The organism is Paenibacillus sp. PastM-3 (genome assembly GCF_029893965.1).
Taxonomy (GTDB): Bacteria; Bacillota; Bacilli; order Paenibacillales; family Paenibacillaceae; genus Paenibacillus_AQ.
Map to the genome: position 1 here is coordinate 29,151 of NZ_JARXXP010000018.1, position 21,523 is coordinate 50,673.

General features: G+C 50.2%; 18 protein-coding genes and 2 pseudogenes. 18 read left to right on the forward strand and 2 right to left on the reverse strand.

Features of this window, described 5'->3' with window-relative positions; all coding sequences use genetic code 11:
• Positions 1-62: 62 nt before the first annotated feature.
• Positions 63-440, reverse strand: coding sequence for a DegT/DnrJ/EryC1/StrS family aminotransferase (locus M2108_RS31655; protein WP_346780780.1), 378 nt, complete (start codon positions 438-440; stop codon positions 63-65).
• A 13-nt stretch (positions 441-453) separates the two neighbouring features.
• On the reverse strand, positions 454-561 hold the full coding sequence (locus tag M2108_RS31660) for a DegT/DnrJ/EryC1/StrS family aminotransferase (RefSeq protein ID WP_481856937.1): 108 nt from the start codon (positions 559-561) through the stop codon (positions 454-456).
• Between the two features lie 388 nt (positions 562-949).
• Between M2108_RS31660 and M2108_RS21930 the strand changes: the two genes are divergently transcribed.
• The 18 genes and pseudogenes from M2108_RS21930 to M2108_RS22015 all read left to right on the forward strand — a co-directional run bounded on the left by M2108_RS21930 (position 950) and on the right by M2108_RS22015 (position 21,513).
• Positions 950-1,303 carry an LbetaH domain-containing protein gene (locus M2108_RS21930; RefSeq protein ID WP_277471482.1) on the forward strand — a complete coding sequence of 118 codons (354 nt, stop codon included), beginning with the start codon at positions 950-952 and terminating at the stop codon, positions 1,301-1,303.
• A 163-nt stretch (positions 1,304-1,466) separates the two neighbouring features.
• Positions 1,467-3,017, forward strand: coding sequence for a glycosyltransferase (locus tag M2108_RS21935; RefSeq protein ID WP_277471483.1), 1,551 nt, complete (start codon positions 1,467-1,469; stop codon positions 3,015-3,017).
• A 32-nt stretch (positions 3,018-3,049) separates the two neighbouring features.
• Positions 3,050-4,273 (forward strand): glycosyltransferase family 2 protein, encoded by a 1,224-nt coding sequence (locus M2108_RS21940; protein WP_277471484.1) that lies wholly within the window; start codon positions 3,050-3,052, stop codon positions 4,271-4,273.
• Positions 4,269-4,412 (forward strand): annotated as a pseudogene (locus M2108_RS21945) (N-acetylneuraminate synthase family protein); the annotation flags it as partial. The gene M2108_RS21940 and the pseudogene M2108_RS21945, both read left to right, overlap by 5 nt.
• Before the next feature lie 662 nt (positions 4,413-5,074).
• Positions 5,075-5,431, forward strand: a pseudogene (locus M2108_RS21950) (ATP-dependent DNA ligase); the annotation flags it as partial.
• Between the two features lie 100 nt (positions 5,432-5,531).
• On the forward strand, positions 5,532-6,896 hold the full coding sequence (locus M2108_RS21955; RefSeq protein ID WP_277471485.1) for an ABC transporter substrate-binding protein: 1,365 nt from the start codon (positions 5,532-5,534) through the stop codon (positions 6,894-6,896).
• An 88-nt stretch (positions 6,897-6,984) separates the two neighbouring features.
• Positions 6,985-7,866, forward strand: coding sequence for a carbohydrate ABC transporter permease (locus tag M2108_RS21960; protein WP_277471486.1), 882 nt, complete (start codon positions 6,985-6,987; stop codon positions 7,864-7,866).
• Entirely contained in the window at positions 7,866-8,690 is an 825-nt protein-coding gene (locus M2108_RS21965) for a carbohydrate ABC transporter permease (RefSeq protein ID WP_277471487.1), read from the forward strand. The genes M2108_RS21960 and M2108_RS21965 overlap by 1 nt, the downstream gene beginning before the upstream one ends.
• Positions 8,691-8,764: 74 nt before the next feature.
• Complete coding sequence (locus tag M2108_RS21970) at positions 8,765-9,754, forward strand: LacI family DNA-binding transcriptional regulator (RefSeq protein ID WP_277471488.1); 990 nt, start codon at positions 8,765-8,767, stop codon at positions 9,752-9,754.
• Between the two features lie 119 nt (positions 9,755-9,873).
• Positions 9,874-10,848 (forward strand): LacI family DNA-binding transcriptional regulator, encoded by a 975-nt coding sequence (locus M2108_RS21975; protein ID WP_277471489.1) that lies wholly within the window; start codon positions 9,874-9,876, stop codon positions 10,846-10,848.
• A gap of 52 nt (positions 10,849-10,900) precedes the next feature.
• Positions 10,901-11,836, forward strand: a complete 936-nt coding sequence (locus M2108_RS21980) for an alpha/beta hydrolase (protein WP_277471490.1) — start codon at positions 10,901-10,903, stop codon at positions 11,834-11,836.
• Between the two features lie 128 nt (positions 11,837-11,964).
• Positions 11,965-12,921, forward strand: coding sequence for a carbohydrate kinase family protein (locus M2108_RS21985; protein WP_277471491.1), 957 nt, complete (start codon positions 11,965-11,967; stop codon positions 12,919-12,921).
• Positions 12,922-12,932: 11 nt separating this feature from the next.
• The gene (gtfA, locus tag M2108_RS21990) at positions 12,933-14,399 is read left to right on the forward strand and encodes a sucrose phosphorylase (RefSeq protein ID WP_277471492.1); all 1,467 of its coding nucleotides are present in this window, start codon (positions 12,933-12,935) and stop codon (positions 14,397-14,399) included.
• 23 nt (positions 14,400-14,422) lie between these two features.
• A complete protein-coding gene (locus tag M2108_RS21995) occupies positions 14,423-15,217 on the forward strand; it encodes an alpha/beta hydrolase (RefSeq protein WP_280777180.1) in 795 nt (264 codons plus the stop codon).
• 298 nt (positions 15,218-15,515) lie between these two features.
• The gene (locus tag M2108_RS22000; protein WP_277471494.1) at positions 15,516-17,228 is read left to right on the forward strand and encodes a sensor histidine kinase; all 1,713 of its coding nucleotides are present in this window, start codon (positions 15,516-15,518) and stop codon (positions 17,226-17,228) included.
• Between the two features lies 1 nt (position 17,229).
• Positions 17,230-18,825 carry a helix-turn-helix domain-containing protein gene (locus M2108_RS22005; protein WP_277471495.1) on the forward strand — a complete coding sequence of 532 codons (1,596 nt, stop codon included), beginning with the start codon at positions 17,230-17,232 and terminating at the stop codon, positions 18,823-18,825.
• A 145-nt stretch (positions 18,826-18,970) separates the two neighbouring features.
• Positions 18,971-20,512, forward strand: coding sequence for an ABC transporter substrate-binding protein (locus M2108_RS22010; RefSeq protein WP_277471496.1), 1,542 nt, complete (start codon positions 18,971-18,973; stop codon positions 20,510-20,512).
• 71 nt (positions 20,513-20,583) lie between these two features.
• Complete coding sequence (locus M2108_RS22015; protein ID WP_277471497.1) at positions 20,584-21,513, forward strand: ABC transporter permease; 930 nt, start codon at positions 20,584-20,586, stop codon at positions 21,511-21,513.
• Positions 21,514-21,523: the final 10 nt, after the last annotated feature.

Consider the following 21,523-nt stretch of genomic DNA (forward strand, 5'->3'; position numbering starts at 1 on the left):
TCATCTTATCCAGGGTTCGGAAATGATTCATGCCCATAATTCGGACTCCGGCTACCCCAATATTAATTAATTCCATTACTATCACTCTTAAATTCTTTAATTGAGGATATTACATAATCTTGTTCGTATTCTTTTAACGTTGGATAAAGCGGCAGGGCCAGGATTTTTTCCGAAACCTTTTCTGCTATTGGAAGATCTCCTTTTTGATAATGGAGTCCCTGGAAGACAGGTTGAAGATGAAGGGGTAGGGGATAATAGATGCCTGTAGCAATTTTTTTATGGTTTAGGTATGAGGCTAATTCGTCGCGATTGTCTGTTTCAATGCTGTATTGGTGAAAGACGTGTTCCCGATTCTTAACCGTAATAGGGGTTTTAACCAAACCTATCAACTTTTCTGAGTAGCGGTTCGCAATTTCACTTCTAAATATGGCTGCTTGGATTTCATCTAACCGACTAAAAGGTGTACAACCATAATTGCTTTCGTTTTTTTGTTATCGCTTGTTCAATCAAAGCGGGATTCATATTATACGTTATGGGATCAATATCGACGAAAACAGGCATTGCCCCGACACGAGCAATAACCTCTGCTGTGGCAAAGAAGGTAAAGGGGAGACCTGATATGATTCAAGATATTTTGAATATCCCCTGGCTCACTCCGTAGCACTAAATCGCTTACCTTAGACAATGCACGAGAGAGATAATATGGATGTTTTTCCGTCCTTTTGGAAAAATCACGGCTAATATATAATATCTTGATTTTTTTTCATAAGTTCCTCCTTTCAAATTAGTCAATACAATCAACTCATTAAAAATCCATCTACAAGTTTCAAATTTATAGTATGCATTGGATGTTTTACATTCCATAGACATGAATGGAATTTCCAATTAAACACATTTTTAATGTCTCATACATTAATATAACTAATCGACTTTCAAGGAGGGTGTAATAATGACAATCAGACCCATTGTTATCTTAGGTACCGGTGGGAACTGTATTGATATTTTGGATACAATAAATGACATTAATGCTATTCAATTAAAATATGAATGTGTCGGATTTGTCGGTATCGAAAAATTCGAAACTATTATCCGAGATTACTCCTGTATTGCTGGTGGAGTTTGTATTTCCGGTGTTGTTGTAATTGGTAAATCATGCTATATAGGAACAAATAGCTCAATAAAACAAAATGTATCCATCGGTGATTTTTCACTTGTTGGGATGAATAGTGCCGTTTTGCGTGATGTTCCAAAAAACAATGTGGTTGTTGGTAACCCAGCAAAATTTTTAAGATATACCCGCTAATGTGGCCGGGGGGATACAATCAGTAGCCTTTTTTTTCAAATGAAGTGACAATGATTAAATTTGAGACATAAGTTAATTGAGGATGTGAGTGGAAAATCTAAGAACGAGTGAGTAAACAAGAGCATTTATTATTTTATAGGGGAGGAAAGGATGGGATATAATTTTGTTAAAAATAGTTAGCGTAATTGACCAGATCGGTTCAGATATAGATTATTTAGCTAATGGTTTATTGCCCTATATGGATCGCTATGATTATCAAGTTTTCGATGTACATCCTACAACCCCAAGTACTTCTCAACTTATGCGATTCGAAAAATATGGTAAGGATGCAGACATTATTGATTTTCAACATCCTCATATTGCGCTTTTGCTTATAAACAGGTATTCCTGGCTTTCAGAAAAGAAAAAAATATTAACCAACCATACTCCTGATTATCTAAATAACAGTCAATATAGCCTGTTTGATAAAGTAGTCTATTCAAATAAAACGATGCAAAGAAGAATACATGGCAGCGTGTTTATTTCTTTAACAGTGGATACTAATTTCTGGACTTTTAATGACAAGTGGACGAAGAATAAAAATTTGATTATGGTTACCGATGAAATAAAGCAAGAAAAGGGAGTTTTTGAAGTAGCAGTTGCATGCCGTAACCTTGGGCTAAACCTTGTATTGGTTGGTCGAAAATCGGATGAAAGCTATTTAACTAAAGTGTTAGAAACCGGAAGTGTTACTTACCGACAAGAGATAAGTAAGGAAGAACTTCAACAATTGTATTATCAATCTACCTTATTCGTTTGTAACTCGGATGAAAGTGAGATTGGACCTGTTTCAATATTGGAGGCCATGATCTCTGGGGTGCCCATTCTTTCCCGTTTAGTCGGACATGTGCCAGAACTTAACAAAAAGAATTGTATGCGATTATTAGAGTCTCCATTAAATGATGTCGCTTCATTGACAAATGCTATTGAGAATCTTCTGAGCAACGAGCAAGAGCTCTTAATTATGCGCGAGAGAGCTTGGCAAATTGGCTCAAAACAAGCAGACGAACGCAGGGCATACAATTATCAAAAGCTTTACCGTTCCCTTTTTCCTGGAACCCCAGTCTCTGTAATTGTAACAATTTATGAATATAATCATACAATACTTAATTGTTTGCAATCTATTGCTGCCCAAGATTATGTTAATAAAGAGTTAATTATCTGTGATGACAATCCGAATAGTGAGAATCAGTCAGTAATAGAGGAATTTGCACGTTCAGTCTCTTTTCCAGTTGTATATCGAAACACATCCCGAAAGGAAAATGATTATGGGCTAGCTAGAGCTCGTAATGTAGGGATCATAGAGGCAAGTGGTGATATTTTAGTATTTTGCGATCAGCGTATAAGTATGCATTCCAATGCTATTAGTGAATTTGTCAAAAATCTAATGCCTAAAAAATGGTTATTTGGTACAAAAGGAATAATAAAAGGATTTGTTGAGAACTTCTCCTGTGTTTACCGAAATGATCTAATAAGAGCTGGCATGTTCTGTGAGCGTGTCGATGAATATGGTGGGGCAACACAAGAAATATTTAAACGCACGTATTCACAGGGGTTTAAGCACGAACTAATTCCAACTGCTAATTCAACTTTTATTGTTGATTCATCGAGTCTTTCAAAAAGACGCCCAGATATTATTAAAATGCGAAATCGCTTATATAGAATGAATTTTTAGCCTTTGAAAGGGAGAAGAAAATAGAGGTAGAGGTGAGATTATTGGAAAGTGCTAATTCAAACAGATCACATACTATAGATGTAATAGTCTGTGTATATAACGCGTTGGAGTATGTCAAATTGTGCTTAGAATCCTTGATAGCAAAAAAAACCATTCCATTCAATTTAATCATTGTGGATAGTGGGAGTGAAAAAGAAACAAAAGACTATTTAGCTTCTTTCGCAAGGAAATATGATTGTAAATTAAAAACGAATAACTCAAAGACTGATTACACAATTGCATCAAATCAAGGACTGAAATTGTCTACATCAAAATATTGTGTGTTATTAAATAGTGACACAATTGTATCTATTCATTGGTTAGAAAAACTGAGGGATTGTATGGAATCTGAAAGCAGTACAGGGATTGTTGGACCTTTATCAAATTCGGCCAGCTATCAGTCAGTACCTAAGGATGTTAATGGAAATGGAGGCACGGTAAACGAATTAGAGAAATTAGGCGATAAAGAGCTAACCATTGAACAAATGGCATATTTTATAGAACAACAATCAAAAAGAATATTTCCGGTTGTTAATCAAGTGAATGGGTTTTGTTATATGATTAACCGTTCCGTCATTGAAAAAATAGGTGATCAGGATGAAATAAACTTTCCTTGCTACGGGGGAGAGGATGATTATTGTATTCGGGCAGTCAATGCAGGGTTTAAACTAAAGGTTGCCGATGATTGCTATATTTATCATTACAAATCCAAAAGTTATAATACTGAAGAAAAAAACGAGAAAAGGAAAGATGCAGGGAGACTTCTACGGGAAAAACATACACCAACAATGGTTAAACATCATTACACTGAAATAAAAAATAACATTGAACTTGCAAGAATAAGGGAAGAAATTGATCTGGCGCTAACTAATAGCAGTTGGATGTATGATTACAATAGGGCTATTTTGCTTTTCTGCTCTGACCTGGAAAATAACAGCGACCTTGAAACGCTGATAAAAGAAACAAAAAGAATATATAGAGATAATATACTACTAAAATTGGCTGTACCTTTTCATTTAAAAGAATATCTTACAAAAATATATCCACATCAAGCAGTTCATTTTATATTTTACGAAAATAAAAGTGAATTGATTTCAATTAGTCAGCATTTTGATACCGTAATTGCCGCTGATTTAAAAGCTAATGATACTTTACGGCAAATTGCAGCAAATTATGACCATATTAAAGATGTTTATTATACCGTAGAAAAACATTGAATTTATAGAAACCCTTGATGTTGCTTGCTACAAGATTGCCTCCTTCGAAAATAATGATATCCCTTTATTAAGAAAGGTCACATCGCCGATGATTATTTCAACAGGGATGGCATTGGATCCGAAATATGATGATGTACTTTTAGGAAAGAAAAGTAAATAAATATAAAAAGTGGAACCCCATTAAGCCGGGAGCTGTTATTGTAATTAGCGAAGAAGCCCCTTGGTATGCCCTCAATATCCATGTACATATGGATATTGGGGCTTTTTTCTGCTTGCAGCCTGATTGTTCGTGATGATCTGCACCGGATGGACCTGGCTATCGTACTTACCCTAACCGAGATACCCGCGATCCATCAGATAAAGCCATTAATCCGATCCACTGGACGCAGATAAGGCTGCGGCGTCGATACTGCTTCAGCAGGTTAAGGAACCTGGTCAATTTGGCGTTGCCGTCATCGAAGATGGGCAAATTGTCAATCTGAATACGAGATGACGGATGCCCCCCAATTTTGATTTCAGAGGGCGGGCATGTTGCGTACAGCATAACGACCGCAGCGTTTTTTGATATCGGGACCCACGAACGCTGGCTTGAAGCGAACCGCTACAAGATGGATCAAGATACACAGAACTTTGCGGATCCATCCGGCATTCACAGGTCTGTTCTATGGATTCCTCCATTTAGGGTTGATCCGACCGATCAGGTTAAATTGTCCCATATTCATGCGGAGGGAATGCTCCCCAGGCGGTGTGCTTCATTGAGCGGACCCTTTTGTTTTCTAACCTTACGCCAGCCACGTCCACCTTTACACCCGCTATAACAACGTATTTACACGCCAGTTCACCGAAATAAATGGAAGTACATGCGCACTCTTCCCGCACGATATAACGCTTGACGGGGAAATCGCATGCGTTGATCCAGTCACCGGCGCAGTGGAAATAGAAGCTGTCACGTCGCGTTTAAATGCAGAACGCGCGCACAAAATTCGCAGACTTATGGAGAGACTGCCGGTAACATACATCATCTTCGATATTCTCCGCTATAAAGGCGAGGACTTGCGCAATCGACCGCTGATGGAGCGCAAAAAGATACTCGCGGGGCTCACGCTTCCTGGGCAGGCGCGAGGGTGTGAGGGGCGGATTCCAGTAGCTAAAATTTAAATAAGATAACCGATTGACATAAATATGTTAACCGGTTATCATAAAGTTGCATTCAGAATGAATGCGTATTCATTCCAATCGAAAGCAAGGGGGAGTTCACTTGAAATTGAGAAAGGCTGCAGGCTTCGCTATCGCTCTGACGGTGGTCACCGGATTACTCGCAGGGTGCTCCAAAGGGAATTCAGCAAACAATGCTGTCCAGGAAGACAAGGGGAATGGGGCAACACAAACAGAGCAGGCCTCCAAGGAAGTAAAGCTTACGTTCTTCAACACCTCCGCAGAAGTGAACACCGTGTTCGAAGAGTTGTTCAAGAAGTATCACGAGCTTCATTCCAACGTAACGATTGAACTGATTCCTACTCCGATCGGGGGGGCGCAGCTGGAGAAGTTTCAATCCCTGCTGGCCTCCGGCAATCCGGCTACGATGGTCAATCTGGATGCTGGAACAATTCTTCAGTATAAAGATGATTTTCTGAATCTGGAGCCCGAGAAAGCTAAATATGAATCGCTCACCAACCCGGGTGCTGTAGAAGGCGCGCTGCTGGACGGCCAATTCCTGGGGATTCCCTGGACCGCCCAGGGGTACGGCCTCCTGTACAACAAGCGTGCCGTAGAAGAGGGCATCGGCGGGACCTTTGATCCTGCATCAGTGAAGACCCGCGACGATCTGGAAGCGGTCTTCAAGAAGATTGAAGCGGCCGGCAAGGCGCCGGTCATGATTCACGGGGCAGACTGGTCGCTCGGCGCCCACTATCTGGGGTTGACCTATTCCCTGCAGTCGCAGAAGGTGGAGGACAACCGGAAGTTCGTGGACGAGCTGAAGAACGGGAAGGTCAATCTGACGGAGAATCCGCTGTTTACCGGCCTGATGGATACCTTCGACCTGCTGAAGCAATATAATGCCCGCAAGAGCGATCCGCTGGTCTCCGATTATAACCGGGACAGCGCTGATTTCGCCAAGGGCAATGCCGCTTTCTACTTCATGGGCGACTGGAGCTGGGCGGTGATCGGGTCGCTTGAAGGCCGCGATGCGGAGTTCGGTATCCTGCCGTTGCCAATCAGCAACAACCCGGAGGACTTCGGCAACACACAAATCGCTTACAGCGAGCCGAAGCTGTTCGCCATTGACAACTCGAAGTCTACACCTGAACAGCAGGAGGCCGCAAAGGCCTTCATCGAATGGATGGTTACCAGTGAAGAGGGGCAGAAGGCCATTATTACCGACATGGGATTGTCCATGCCCTATAAGGATCTGAAGGCGCAGAGCACGAACATCATGTCCAACGCCGTCAGTGAATACGTGAAGCAAGGAAAGATCATCAACATCGGTGTCATCAATTACCTGCCGCAGGACTACTGGGCCAAGACCGGCGCTTCGATGCAGAAGTATCTCGTAGGAAACATCGACCGTCAGGGCCTCGCCCTGGAAGTTCAGGATTACTGGAAATCCTACGCAGGGAAATAGAGACTTAAGCTTAATAATCTTTTGATGAAACGGGATGGACTGGGGGAATTCCCCGGCCCATCCTGTAAGCAGGAAAGGGGGCAGCACCATGAATAAAAAGTTATCACTGAGGAACGCAGGGACCTTTCTGGTCTTCGGCGGTCCCTCCATCTTGGCTTTTACCGCCGTTGTGATCATACCGTTTATTGTCGGCTTATATTTGACCTTTACGAACTGGGATGTGCGGACAGGGGACAGCAGCCTGATCGGGTTCACGAACTATGTCGAGGTATTCCGGGATAAGGTCTTCCTGAATCAATTGTGGTTCACCCTTAAGTATGTCTTCTTCACCGTGGTGATTGCCAATCTCTTCGCCTTCTTCATTGCGCTGGCCCTGTCGCGAGGCGGGAGGGGGGAGCAATGGTTGCGCACCGGCTTCTTCACCCCCAATCTGGTCGGCGGGATCGTACTCGGCTACCTGTGGCAGACCTTGTTCTCACAGGTGCTGCCTTACCTGGGCAATAAATACGGCTGGGCGCTGTTTCAGACCTCCTGGCTGACGGATACGGGAACCGCCTTCTGGGCGCTGATTATTGCGACCGCCTGGCAGCTCGTCGGGTATCTGATGATCATCTACATCGCCGGATTCACCAGCGTTCCGGGAGATGTGCTGGAGGCAGCCAGCATCGACGGAGCGGGCCGGGCTTCGGTAATCCGCAAAATTATTCTGCCGCTTACTGTTCCGGCGATTGTCATCTGCATTTTCATATCACTGTCCCGCTCCTTCCTGACGTATGACATCAACCTGGCCTTAACGAAGGGCGGACCGTTCAATTCAACCGAGCTGGCCACCTACCATATCGTGCAGAAGGCCTTCCTGTCCAACCAATACGGGGTCGGTCAGGCCGAAGCGGTGGTCTTGTTCGCCGTCGTGGCTGTGATTGCGCTGACGCAATCCTATCTGCTCAAGAAGCTGGAGGTGGAATCATAATGATGAACCAGCGCATTTTCGCCGGATTCAAGACAGGATTATTGTACCTGCTGCTGCTGGCTTTTTTGACGCCATTCCTGCTGATTATTATGAACTCCTTCAAGACTACCCAGCAATTCTTCGAGAGCCCTTTGTCCTTGCCCACATCGATTAGCTTCGACAATTATGCGAGCGCCTTTAAGAATATGGATTTCCTGCAAGGGTTCATGAATTCCCTGATCATCACGGCAGTATCTGTTGCGATTATTATTATTTTCTCGGCGATGACCGGATACCTGTTCGTCCGCTTCAAATGGAAGGTAAATGGCGTGATCTTCTTCCTGATGCTGGCCTCGATGGCGCTTCCGTTCCAGGTACTCATGATTCCAATGGTGATGCTCTACGGGAATATGGGGCTGCTGAATACCAAGCTGACGCTGCTGTTCATGTATCTCGGCTTCGGGGTGCCGTTTGGCGTCTTCACCTTCCACGGCTTCATCAAAGGAATTCCTTATGAGCTGGAAGAATCAGCTTTTATTGAGGGAAGCACTACGCTGCGGACGTTCTTCAGCATTGTCTTGCCCTTACTGAAGCCGGTATTCGTGACGCTGCTGGTGCTGGATGTACTCTGGATCTGGAATGACTATCTCCTGCCCAGCCTCGTGCTGCTGTCGCCGGACCAGAAGACACTGCCGCTGTCCACGTACACATTCTTCTCCTCCTATTCGGTGGACTATGCCCCGCTGATGGCCGGACTGATCATGACCATTATTCCGGTGCTGATCATCTACCTCTTCCTGCAAAAGCAGATCATCAAGGGAATCACGGAGGGTGCGCTGAAATAAGAGGAAGTCGCCAATACAGCTGAAATTCATACAGAATTCCTCTATAATTGGAACTAAAAAACAAGGTGGTTCCTATGGCGAATCTGAAGGATGTCGCGAAGCAGGCGGGGCTGTCGGTCAATACCGTCTCCCGGGTGCTTAATAATAGAGGTTATATCAGTGAGAAGACGAAAGAGAAGGTCTACCGGGTCATGAAGGAAATGAATTATCAGCCGAATGAGATGGCCCGGGCCTTATTCCGCAAGAAGTCCAATATGATCGGATTGATCATCCCGACGATTTCCCATCCATTTTTTGCAGAGTTAACCAGCTATCTTGAATACTATGCAGATCAGAAGGGCTACAAGCTCTTGCTATGCAATTCCAATCGCGATGTTCAGAAGGAAGTGGAATACATCGGGATGCTCGCCAAAAATCAGGCCGATGCCATCATCATGGGCAGTGCTGTGCTGGATGTTAAGCATTATCTGCATCTGAATCTGCCGATTGTCTCTTTCGACCGGGTCATCTCGGAGGATATTCCGGTGGTCACCTCAGATAACCTGGAGGGCGGGCGGCTTGCTGCCCGGTTGTTAATCGCCAAGGGCTGTCTGCATCCTGTCTATATCTACCGGGGGATTGACGGCCCCCAGCATCACTTCATGCTGGCTAGCCTGAGAAGGCAGGGCTATGAAGAGGAACTGAAGCGGGCGGAACTGGAGCCGCTGAACCTGCAGCTTGAAGTGACAGACGGCAGCTACACCGGGGGCGACACGGCGATTGCCGCATACCTTCAGGAGCATCCTGAAATTGACGGGGTGTTCGCCAGCAGTGACGTGATTGCTGCCGAGGTCATTCATGCCTGTAACCTGCTGGATAAGCCCATTCCTTCAGCGATGCGTATCGTGGGCTATGACGATATACAGCTCGCTTCACTGATCTCACCACGTCTGAGCACTGTCGGGCAGCCGGTTCAGGCAATGAGCGAAGCGCTTATTGAACTTGCGGTTCAGCAAATTGAAGGCCAGGTTGTGCCGAAAATGAATACTTTTCCGGTAACGGTGATTGAACGCGGCACAACCTGACCCGGCAGCTGGCAGCTTCCCTGCCAGAGTTCGGGCTGTTATATTAACCGGTTAACACAGAGCCCCGTCCCTTCTCATGAAGCTGAGGCGGCAGGCTGACCCGGGCCAGGAGGATAAGGATGACTGTAACGATCAAAGATGTCGCAGAGAAGGCAGGCGTGTCAGTCACTACTGTCTCCCGTGTGCTTAATAACCGGGGGTACCTGAGTGAGCACCTGAAGCAAAAGGTAAACAACGCCATGGAGGAGCTGAATTACCATCCGAGTGAGGTAGCCCGCTCCCTGCTGCGCAAGAAGTCCAACATTATCGGCCTCATTCTTCCCGATATCTCTCATCCGTTCTTCGGAGAGGTTACCAAGCATATTGAGGCTTACGCCTACGAGCAAGGCTATAAGCTCATGCTGTGCAATTCCCTTCACCATAAGAAAAAAGAGAAGGAATACATTGATCTGTTGCGGGCCAGCCGAGTCGACGGCATCATTATGGGCAGCCATACGATGAGCGTGAACGATTATAAGTCGATCAACCTGCCGCTGGTTTCTTTGGACCGGCAGATCTCTAAGACGATCCCGTTCATTGCTTCCGATAACTATCAGGGTGGCGTGCTGGCTACCCGATTGCTGCTGCGCAAAAAATGCCGGAGCATTGCCTACCTCAGCGGGAATCTGCGCCTCAATCTGCTGGCCAAGCAAAGGTATGACGCCTTCTTGGAGCAGGTCAGCGGACAAGATGTGGAATATACCGTGCGGCAGACCGACCTGAACGGCTTCAAATATAAGGAGTATGAACAGCTCGTCAACAGCCTGTTTCAGGAGCGTCCGGATCTGGACGGGGTATTTGCGAGCAGCGATATGCTGGCGATGCAGGTGCTTAAGCAGTGCAGACGGCTGGGCAGAGCAGTACCTGACCAGGTTAAGATTGTAGGATACGACGGCATTGCCACCTTGGATGCCGAGGATCTGACGACCATCGTACAGCCGATCAAGCAGATGGGTGAACTGGCCGTGCAATATCTGCTTCAGCAGATTGCCGGGGAGCCGGTCCCGCTGGAGACGATTCTCCCTGTCCGGTTGTCCGAAAAGGGAACTACTTGAACTGGTTGTACACAGCGAATCATTCACACATAACGATATGGAGGAAACATAGATGGATTTCATTCACCGCGTCGCCCCTGAATTACAAGAGGGAATAGCCGGATTGCCACCGCTGCAATTGCCGGAAGGTCTGGCCGCAGCCAGAAGCAGTGTTCCCATGCCTGCCGAATCATTGGACGGCGTCCGCATTACAGAACGGGTACTATCCGTGCCCGGCGCTCATCCTGTATCGGTTAGAATCTACGAGCCGGCCAACAGAAATGAACATGCGCTGCCTGCCCTGCTCTGGACGCATGGCGGCGGTTATATTCTGGGGAATCCAGGCGGGGATGATGCGTTATGCGGCCGCTTCGTCCAAGCGGCCAATTGTGTCATTGTGTCGCCCGACTACCGGTTGGCCCCGGAGCATCCGTTTCCGGCGGCGGTCGAGGACAGCTACACGGCACTGGTATGGCTGGCCGAAGACGGGAATGAGCTTAAGATTGACCGTTCACGGATTGCTGTCGGGGGTGCAAGCGCAGGCGGCGGTCTGGCGGCTGCTCTGGCACTGATGGCCCGGGATAAGGGCGGTCCCGCCCTCTGCTTCCAGCTTCCACTGTACCCGATGCTTGACGACCGCAATCTGACACCCTCCAGCCATGAAATAACCCATCCTGCGCTGTGGAACCGGATGAACAATCTTGTGGCATGGGAGATGGTTCTGGGCTCATCTGCCGGAGGGGCAGAAGTATCGCCTTATGCCGCACCTGCCCGGGCGGAGGATCTGACGGGCCTGCCGCCCGCCTATATCTGTATCGGGCAGCTCGACCTGTTCCGCGATGAGACAATGGAATATGTAACCCGGCTGGCGCAGGCTGGTGTAGCGGTGGAATTCCATCTGTATCCGGGCGGGTACCACGGCTTCGAGCATGTTGTGCCGGCGGCTGAGGTTAGCCGCAGAGCCATGCAGGAGTACATCCATGCTCTAGCGAAGGCGCTGAACCCCTAAGTCATACCGTTCTTCGGGAAAGAACCCTTTGAATTATAAAAAGTTCACGGTTTTTTGAAAGCTGCGCCTGTCCGGAAACCATAGAATAGATATGACCACAGGATACTGGAGTGTTAGGGGGATTATGGGTGTTTAATTTTGACGAGGCCATACAGTTTGAAAATAAGAAGAATGATGTGCTGACAGTAGGCGAGCTGCTCGTGGATATGATCTCCAATGAGTACGGCGACGCCACGGCATGTAGCGGATATACCCGGCATTTCGGCGGATCGCCGTCGAATATTGCCATCAATGTGGGTAAGCTGGGCATCCGGTCGCATGTTGCTTCTGCGGTGGGACGGGACAGCCTGGGCAGCTTCCTGATTAACACATTACAGAACGCCGGTATGGATATAAGCGGAATCCAGCAGGTGGAGGAGTCTACCAGCATGGTGGTGATTACGAAGAGTCAGGCGACACCGGTCCCGATCTTCTACCGCGCAGCGGATTGCCGGCTGGAGTATAATAGGGCGCTGGAGCAGGCCTTGGTTCAATCCAGAATCGTTCACTTTTCCTGCTGGCCGGTCTCCAGACAGCCGTCGCGGAATACGATGGAACGGGTGATAGCGGCCGCCAGAAAGCATAAGCTGCTGATTGGCTTCGACCCTAATTATCATCCGGCGATTTGGCAGCAGGGGGAGGACGGGGCAGCCTATGTCAAAGCGATGATCCCGCAGGTGGACATCATCAAGCCCTCGGAGGATGATGCCACGCGCCTGTTCGGCCCCGGAACCCCGGAAGAGCAGATGGCCAGGTTCCAAGCGCTGGGCGCGAAGCTGGTCATTCTGACGCTGGGCAAGGATGGCGCCCTGGTCTCCAATGGACAAGAGACTCTGGCGCTTCCAACCAAGGCTGACAGAATTGAAGATACGACGGGAGCAGGAGATGCCTTCTGGTCGGGATTCTACACCGCTGTAGTCAAAGGCTACACGCTTAGAGAGGCGCTGGAGTCGGGGCTTGCCGTCAGCGCCTATAAACTGAAATATACAGGTGCGGTAGTAGAGCTGCCTGCGCTGGAAGCGATCCAAAAAGAATATAACCTGTAGGAGGCTCTGGGATGACACTAAAGAATCAAGTACAGCTGATTACCTATCCCGATTCGCTGGGCGGCGGCCTGACGCAGCTTTATCAGGTGCTGCATGGACCCTTGGATGGCCTGTTCGCAGGGGGCATCCACATTCTTCCGCCCTTTCCGTCCTCGGGGGACCGCGGCTTCGCTCCTTTGACTTACCTGGAGATTGAGCCTGCGTTCGGCACCTGGGAGGATATACGCCGCATCGGTGAAGAGTTCGATGTGCTGGTGGATCTGATGGTGAATCATATCTCCAGGCAGTCACCGTACTTCCAGGACTTCCTGGCGAAGGGCCGGGCCTCGGAATATGCCGGACTGTTCATTACGCTAGATAAAATATGGGAGGATGGAGTGCCCGTGCAGGCCGACATTGAGAAAATATTCCTGCGCCGGCTTCTGCCTTATTCCTCCTACACCCTCGGAAGCGGTGAAGAGGAGAAGGTCTGGACGACCTTCGGCAAGACCGATCCTTCCGAGCAGATTGACCTTGACGTCAATTCTCCGCTGACCCGGGAGCTGCTGCGGCAGTTCTTCCTGAACTTCAAGCAGCAGAATGTGCGGATTGTCAGGCTCGATGCGGTCGGGTATGTCATTAAGAAGCTGGGCACGAGCTGTTTTTTTGTGGAGCCGGAAATCTATGAATTCCTGGGTTGGATTAAAGAGATGGCGGACTCGCTTGAGATCGAGCTGCTGCCGGAAGTCCATTCCCACTACAGTATTCAACAGAAACTGTCAGATTATGGATGCTGGATCTACGACTTCATTCTGCCTTACCGGGTGCTCGAAGCCCTTACCGGCAGAACCAATACAGCGCTGTATGACTATCTGCGGACCCGCCCGCACAAGCAGTTCACGATGCTGGATTGCCATGACGGCATTCCGGTGAAGCCGGATCTGGATGATCTGATCGACACGAAGGAGGCCCGGGAGCTAGTGGGCCTCTGCGAAGAGCGGGGAGCGAACCTGAGCCTGATTCTGTCGGAGGAGCATAAGGCGCCGGACGGCTTCGATGTGCATCAGATCCGTTGCACGTACTATAGCGCGCTGAATGAGGATGACGATGCGTATCTGGCAGCCCGGGCGATCCAATTCTTCGCGCCGGGGATTCCGCAGGTCTATTATGTGGGCCTGCTGGCTGGCCGTAACGACCTGGAGCAGGTGGCCCTATCAGGCGAAGGGCGGGAGATCAACCGCCATAACTATACGCTGGAGGAGATTGAGGCCGAATCACAGCGGGAGGTTGTACAGCGGCTGATGAAGCTGATTCGTTTCCGCAATGAATACGGAGCCTTCGGAGGAACCTTCCGGGTGCTTGAGGCAGAGCCTGATGAAATCCGGCTGATGTGGGAGCAAGGGGCTGAATATTGCCGGCTGCATATTAACCTGCAGAGTTATCAGACTGTTATCGAATATATAGATGAGCAGGGACAAGAAACTGTATACTGTGTCTGATTCTAATTCGTTAGGGGGAAAAGATGATGGCTACAATGCAAATCAGCCTGTTCTCGGCAAGTCTGAAGCGGGAAGTCACTATTAATGCAATACTGCCGGTGGATCTGCCGGAGGGCTGGGGATTGCCGGCCTGGTCGGGCCAGTCTTTGAGATCGCTCTATCTGCTGCATGGCTTCTCCGGCAGCCATAATGACTGGCTAAACTTCTCAAGAATCCGGGAGCTGGCGGACAGACATCAGGTAGCGGTGTTCATGCCTGCCGGGGAGAACCGCTTCTATGTGAACGATGAACTTCGGGAAGAATACTACGGCGAGTATATCGGCAGGGAGCTGGTAGACTTCACCCGCAAACTGTTCCCGTTGTCGGCGGCCCGCGAGGATACCTGGATCGGCGGTTTATCGATGGGCGGCTACGGAGCGATCCGCAACGGCCTGAAATATGCAGAGCGCTTCGGGCGTATTATCGCCTTGTCCTCGGCCTTAATTCCGTATAAAGTTGCCAATATTGCCCCGGACTATAAAGACGAAATTGCCAGTTATTCCTACTATGCCAGCGTCTTCGGCGATCTGAGCCGGCTGCTCGGCAGCGACAAGGACCCCGAGCAACTGGTGCGTGATGTGAAGGCGCAGGGGCTTGACCTGCCGGAGCTGTATATGGCATGCGGAACCGAGGACATGCTGCTGGATGTGAACCGCCGGTTCCATCAGTTCCTGGAAGGCGAGCAGGCTGCCCATTACTATGAAGAGGGCCCGGGCGACCATAACTGGGTGTACTGGGATAAGCACATCGGAGCTGCTTTAAGCTGGGCGGCTAATTAACTATATAAGAAGCACTTAAGAAATAAACGAAAAGCAAAAAGAAGCGGAGGGGAAATTTGGAACTGTAGGAGCGGTAGCGACCGCCTTTGTCACCGGATTTCTACTGCAAACCGCAGTATAATTAGAGAAATCTGGGGACAACAGCGGCCGGAAGTCCAAATGTTCACCGTAGTGACGATTACGCTTCAAGGGCAAATCTTAAGTTCTTCTTATAAAACTACAAATCATATCCATTGTACGCCCCTGGGTCCGGCTGGCTCAGGGGCGTGCTGAATTCCAGGGAGGAAGAGGCAGGCCAATGATCCGAACGAACAGCATCGTATTCAAGTTCTCCTTGCAGATGGCAGTGATATTGGCGATCCTGCTGTCTGTCCTTGTGCTGAGCAATATCTACTCCCTGGAGGTCCTGCGGAGCAATGCATTAACAAGCTCGCGCAATACGCTTGCCCTCTATCAGGCGAACATTCATAACAACTTCAATAACTTCTCCAAGGATCTGATCGAGGTGTTTGACCGCAATATCGATGCTGCGGTGAATACAGCGGGAATGGACGAGAACAGTAAATACTTCAAGGTCCAGCAGCTCAAAAACAATCTGCAGGCCAAAATGGCCGGCAGCTATTCCAGCGACGGCATGTTCATCCGGCTGCCCGGGGGACTGGTTCTGGAGCAATTCAACGCCCGGATCGAATCGGAGGACAAGCTGGCTGTAGTTGATTATCTGAACACGAAAGAATTCAGTGCTGCTGCGCCCAGGCAGAACGGGGAATGGCAGGTATTCCGGCTGCGGGGCGAGTACTATCTGTATAAATATATTACCTATTCGGAGGTTAGCTTCGGAACATTCGTCAAAGCAGGCAGCCTGTTAGCGATGGTGGACAGAGGAGCGGGCGACCAGAACCGGTATATCCTGAGTACTTCGGAGGGAAAGGTGCTGGCTGCGAATCATATCGCTCTGCCCCAAGCGGATACGACACTGGAGAGCTTAACCCGGACATATCAGCGCAGCTTCCTGATTGTGTCCGAGCCGATCGGCGAGTTCGGCCGGATCACCAACATGGTCGCCAAGGGCGGCATGTTCTCGGGACTGAAGCTCATCCAGTGGGGCATTGCACTGCTGGCGGTGCTCTCCGTCATTGTGGTCCCGCTTGTGCTCAGGTTCCTGGCCAGGGATGTGCTTAGGCCGATTCTGGAGCTGGCCAAGGCCGCGAAGGCGGTAGAACAGGGGCAGACCGAGTACCAGATTCCCCGGGGATCCCCGTATTCGCTGGAGTTCAGGAAGCTGTTCCATGCGCTGGAGTCTATGGTCAGCGAGATCAAGGCGCTGAAGATTCAGTCGTATGAGGAGCAGATCGAAACCAGCCGTGCGGAGATCAAATATCTGCAGATGCAGATCCGACCGCACTTTTTCCTGAATGCCATCTCGACCATAACCAGCTTGACCTATCAGAACAAAAATGAAGAAATCCGCAGCCTGATTCACTCCCTGTCGGAGCATCTCCGGTATATGTTCAGAGGGGGGCTGACGGAAGTGACGCTGGAGGAAGAGATCCGGCACACCGAGAACTATATCCGGATGCAGGAGATCCGTTATCCTGAACAAATCTTCTATATGACTGAGATGAGCGATGAAGTCCGGTATGTACCGGTTCCGCAATTCATCATTCAGACCTTCACAGAGAACATATTCAAGCACGCCATGTTCGTTCAGGAGATGCTGTCGATCTTCATCCGGGCGCGAATGACAAATAAGAATGGCATCCCGATGGCCTGGATCGTGATTGAGGATAACGGGGCGGGCTTCACTCAGGAGTGGCTGAACCGGCAGAAGCACGCGGACGCAGTGGAGGATGGAGCCAGGGTCGGCATTGCCAATATCCGCCGGACCCTGCAGCTTCTCTACAAACGGGATGATCTGCTTGAGCTGTCCAATAATACGGAGTCTACAGGCGCAAGAGTGGAGCTATGGATTCCGGTGAGACCGGCAGACCACATCCAGAAGGAGGAATAAGATGCGTTGTATGCTGATTGATGATGATATCCCTACGGTTGAAGCCCTGCGCGGCATTGTGAACTGGGAGGAATTCGGAATTACCGAAGTGATAGCCGCCCATAACATCCAGGATGCGAAGCGATTATTCGGGAGCGGCGAGCCGGACCTGATTATTTGCGATATTGAAATGCCCAGAGGCTCAGGGATTGATATGATCCAGTGGGCCAGAGAGCAGCACTATGAGGGCGGCTTCATCTTCCTCACCTGCCATGAGAGCTTCAGCTTCGCCTCCAAGGCTATTGTCTATGATGCGGATTCCTATCTGGTCAAGCCGCTGGACAAGCAGGAGCTGGAGGCGGCGCTGCGCAAGTCGATGGACACGCTGAAGAAGAAGATCATGATGGGCGAATACCGCAAGCTGGGCCAGGCCTGGCTGAAGAACCAGGATTTGCTGGAGCGGAGCTTCTGGAGCGATGTGCTGACGGCGGCGATATCGCCAAGGCTTCAGCTGATCCAGAGCGAGGTGCGAAAGCGGGAGCTGTCTGTCTCCACCCAGTCGGATTACCTGCTGCTGCTCGTCAGTGTGCCCCGCTCCGGGATCGAGCGGGAGTGGGACGAGAGCATCTTCCATTACGCGCTCTCAAATCTGGTCACAGAAATTCTCAGCAGCCGTGTGAGCGGTGGCCGGATCATCCCCTACCAGGCGGACAAGGTATTCTACATTGCGGTTGTCGCCGAGAGTCCGGTAGACATGAGCTGGCTGCACGGCTGGGCAGAGGAGATTATTCAGCTGTGCAGAGACTATCTGAAATGTGCAGCGACCTGTTATTTCAGTGAGACCTCCGGGATCACCAGCCTCGCGCAGCTTAAGACGGAACTGGAGCAGGCGGATGAGTCCAATATTATTTTCCGGGGGAGGGTGCATGTGCCGGGCCAGCCCTTCCATTATGATCTTACCGAGCGCTTCACCCTGGATACCGAGCTGTTCACTCTGCTGTTCGTCCAGAAGGAGAAGGCTCAGATCGTGAACCGGCTGAAGAAGGAGCTGGAGCGGCTGGCTAGCTTGAGCAAGCTGGACGCAGCCACCCTCCATTCCATCCGGGAGGATCTGGTGCAGGTGGTCTATTCGCTGCTCTCGCGCCACCATATTCAGGCGCACCGGCTCTTCGCCGACGCACACAGCCAGCGGCTGGCCCAGGCTGCCGAGAGCAGTGTGTTCGACTTCATGAAATGGGCGCAGGCGCTGACAGACAAGACGGTGGATTCCATCAAGGAGGTGCTGCAGTCCGAAGGGGTAGTCGAGCGGGCGAAGCGGTTCATCCAGGAGAACTATACCCGGGACCTCAGCCGGGAGGATGTCGCCGCCAGCGTATACCTGACCGCAGATTATCTGGCTAAGGTGTTCAAGAACGGAACCGGGCAGAGTGTCAAGGAGTACCTGAACGGGTGCCGCATCCGGGCGGCGCAGCAGCTGCTGATCGAGAGCACGGCCAGTATCGGTGAGATTGCGATGGATACCGGCTTCGATACGATTTCATACTTCTCCACGGTATTTAAGAAGCTGACAGGCGAGACTCCGGCCGCTTACCGCTTGAGGCACAAGGCCGCTCTATAGCAAGAGGCTCCGCTTCCCCCGCCCGGGAGGCGGAGCTTCTTCCTGTAGTACGGCTTTTTATAAAAACAGCCCGTCTTTTTGAAAGTAAGCCCCCCTCCGCGGCCGGTACAATGAGAGTGTAAATACAGAACAGGAGGCAAGAGACATGAAGAATAAAAAGGGGTTAGGTTCACTGCTGTTGTCCATGGTTATCTGCGGTTCGCTGCTCTCCGCCTGCGGCGGCAATTCCAATACATCCTCCACGGACTCCGCATCCGGGGGAGCCAAGGCCAAGCTGGCTGAGATTGTATTCGCCCTGCCGTCCTTCAACCGGATTCCCGATGATCTGAGCAAGGTAACGGATGCGATTAATGCCATCACAACGGAGAAGATCGGAGTGAAGGTGGACTTCCGTCTCTTCGGGCCTGCGGACTATGCCCAGAAGGTGAATCTGGCGCTGCAGAGCGGGGAGAAGATGGACATCTTCACTACGCTCGGCCAGTTCTCCAACTATGTATCCAAGAGCCAGGTAGCGCCGCTTGAAGAGCTGCTGCAAGGGCACGGCAAGGAGCTGACGGCCATCCTGGAGAAGGATTTCGGCGCAGATATCCTTAAGACCACCACGATGGATGGACATGTCTACGGCATTCCGGTGAATAAAGGCATGGCCTTGCCGACGAATATCATCTACAACGCTGATATGCTGGAACAAGCAGGCGTAGCGGCAGACTCGATCCAATCGGTGGAGGATCTGCCCGCCGTATTTGCCGCCGTTAAGCAGAAGCTGCCGGATGTGGTTCCGTTCGGCCCGATCAACGTGAATCCGACAGATACGGGACTTGTGAACTGGATGAAGGGTGCCAGCAAGGTCGATTACCTGACCGATACCACCGGGGTTGGCGTTGTCATCGGCGATAGCGGCAAGGTGGTCAACTTCTATGAAACCGATGTCTTCAAAAAAGGCATTCAAATGATGCGCGACTGGTACAATGCGGGTTATCTGCAGAAGGATACCGCAACCACGACCATTACTGCCATGGAGATGGTCTCCTCCGGGCGCGGGTTCTCCTTCCTGGGCGGCTACAGCGGCATGGAGGTAGGAAAGACACTGAGTGCGCAAGCCGGCAAGAATATTGAAACCAAGCGGATTGCCCCGTTCTATTTTGATACCAGTGCCGTGAATTCCGTGACCTGGATGGTCTCCAGTACCTCCAAGCAGACGGAGGCTGCGGTCAAGTTCCTGAACCTGCTCTATACCGACAAAGACCTGATTAACACCATTCTCTTCGGAATTGAAGGGGAGGATTATATCAAGGTGGATGACCATCATGTGAAATTCCCGGATGGGCTGGATGCCAACACCGTTCCTTATACCGCTATGCTGAGCTCCGGGATTGTAGGCTCCGAGTCACTGCAGTACCAGCTCGAAGGCATCAACTGGTCGGATGTGGAGCTGAAGCTGAAGGAGAACAAGGATACGGCAAGATCGCCGTATTTCGGATTTATTTTTGACCAGGGCCAGGTGAAGACACAGATCAGTGCGGTGAACAACGTGGTGAGCCAATACATGCCGGCGCTGGTCAGCGGCTCGGTGGACCCGGACACGATTATTCCGAAGTTCGTCAGTGCGCTGAAGGATGCGGGCGCCCAGGCCATTATTGACAGCAAGCAGAAGCAGCTCGATGAATGGCTTGCCGCGCAGCAATAACCAATATATGAATTCGCTGAGGGTGGAGCGGCTACAGTGGCTTCGCCCCCGGCCATGGAGGTGAATCCGGCATGACTGCCAGACGCAAGTCCCTATCGAAGCCGCTCAAAAAAACACTCCCGCTGCTCATTCTAGCGGCTCCCGGACTGCTATATTTTCTCATTAACAGCTACTTTCCCATGTTCGGTGTGTTCATTGCCTTCAAGGATGTCAATTATGCGAAGGGTATCTTCGGCAGCGACTGGACCGGCCTGAAGAACTTCACCTTCCTGTTCCAGACCAGCGACGCCTGGATCATGACCCGCAACACACTGCTCTATAACCTGGCCTTCATTGCGCTGGGAACGGTAGTGTCGATCCTTATTGCGATTCTGATGTCCGAGCTGCTGACCAAGCTGTACTCGAAGCTGTTCATGACCGGGCTGATTCTGCCGAATCTGATCTCGATGATCGTCCTCTCGCTGCTGGTCTTTGCTTTTCTGAACGCCGACAGCGGGTTCGTCAACCATTCGATCCTGCAGCCGCTCGGCCTCCCGGAGATCAACTGGTATTCAGAGCCGAAGTATTGGCCGTATCTGCTGGTCCTGATTCAGCTCTGGAAGACAGCGGGCTATGGCTCCATCGTCTACTTCGCCTCCATCGCCGGGATCGACAAGAGTATCTATGAATCGGCCAAAATCGACGGCGCCGGCAAGCTGAAGCAGATCCGCATGATCACCCTGCCGCTCTTGAAGCCGACGGTCATCGTGCTGGTGCTGATGTCGATGGGGCGGATTTTCAACTCCGACTTCGGCCTGTTCTATCAGGTGCCTATGAACTCCGGCGCGCTGTTCAGCACCACCCAGACGATTGATACGTATGTGTACCGCGCCTTGATGCAGCTGAACGATATCGGGATGTCGGCCGCAGCCGGCCTGTACCAGTCCGTCGTCGGCTTCGCCCTCGTGCTTACGGTCAATACCATCGTCAAGAAGGTTAATCCCGAAAACGCATTGTTCTAGGAGGAACTAC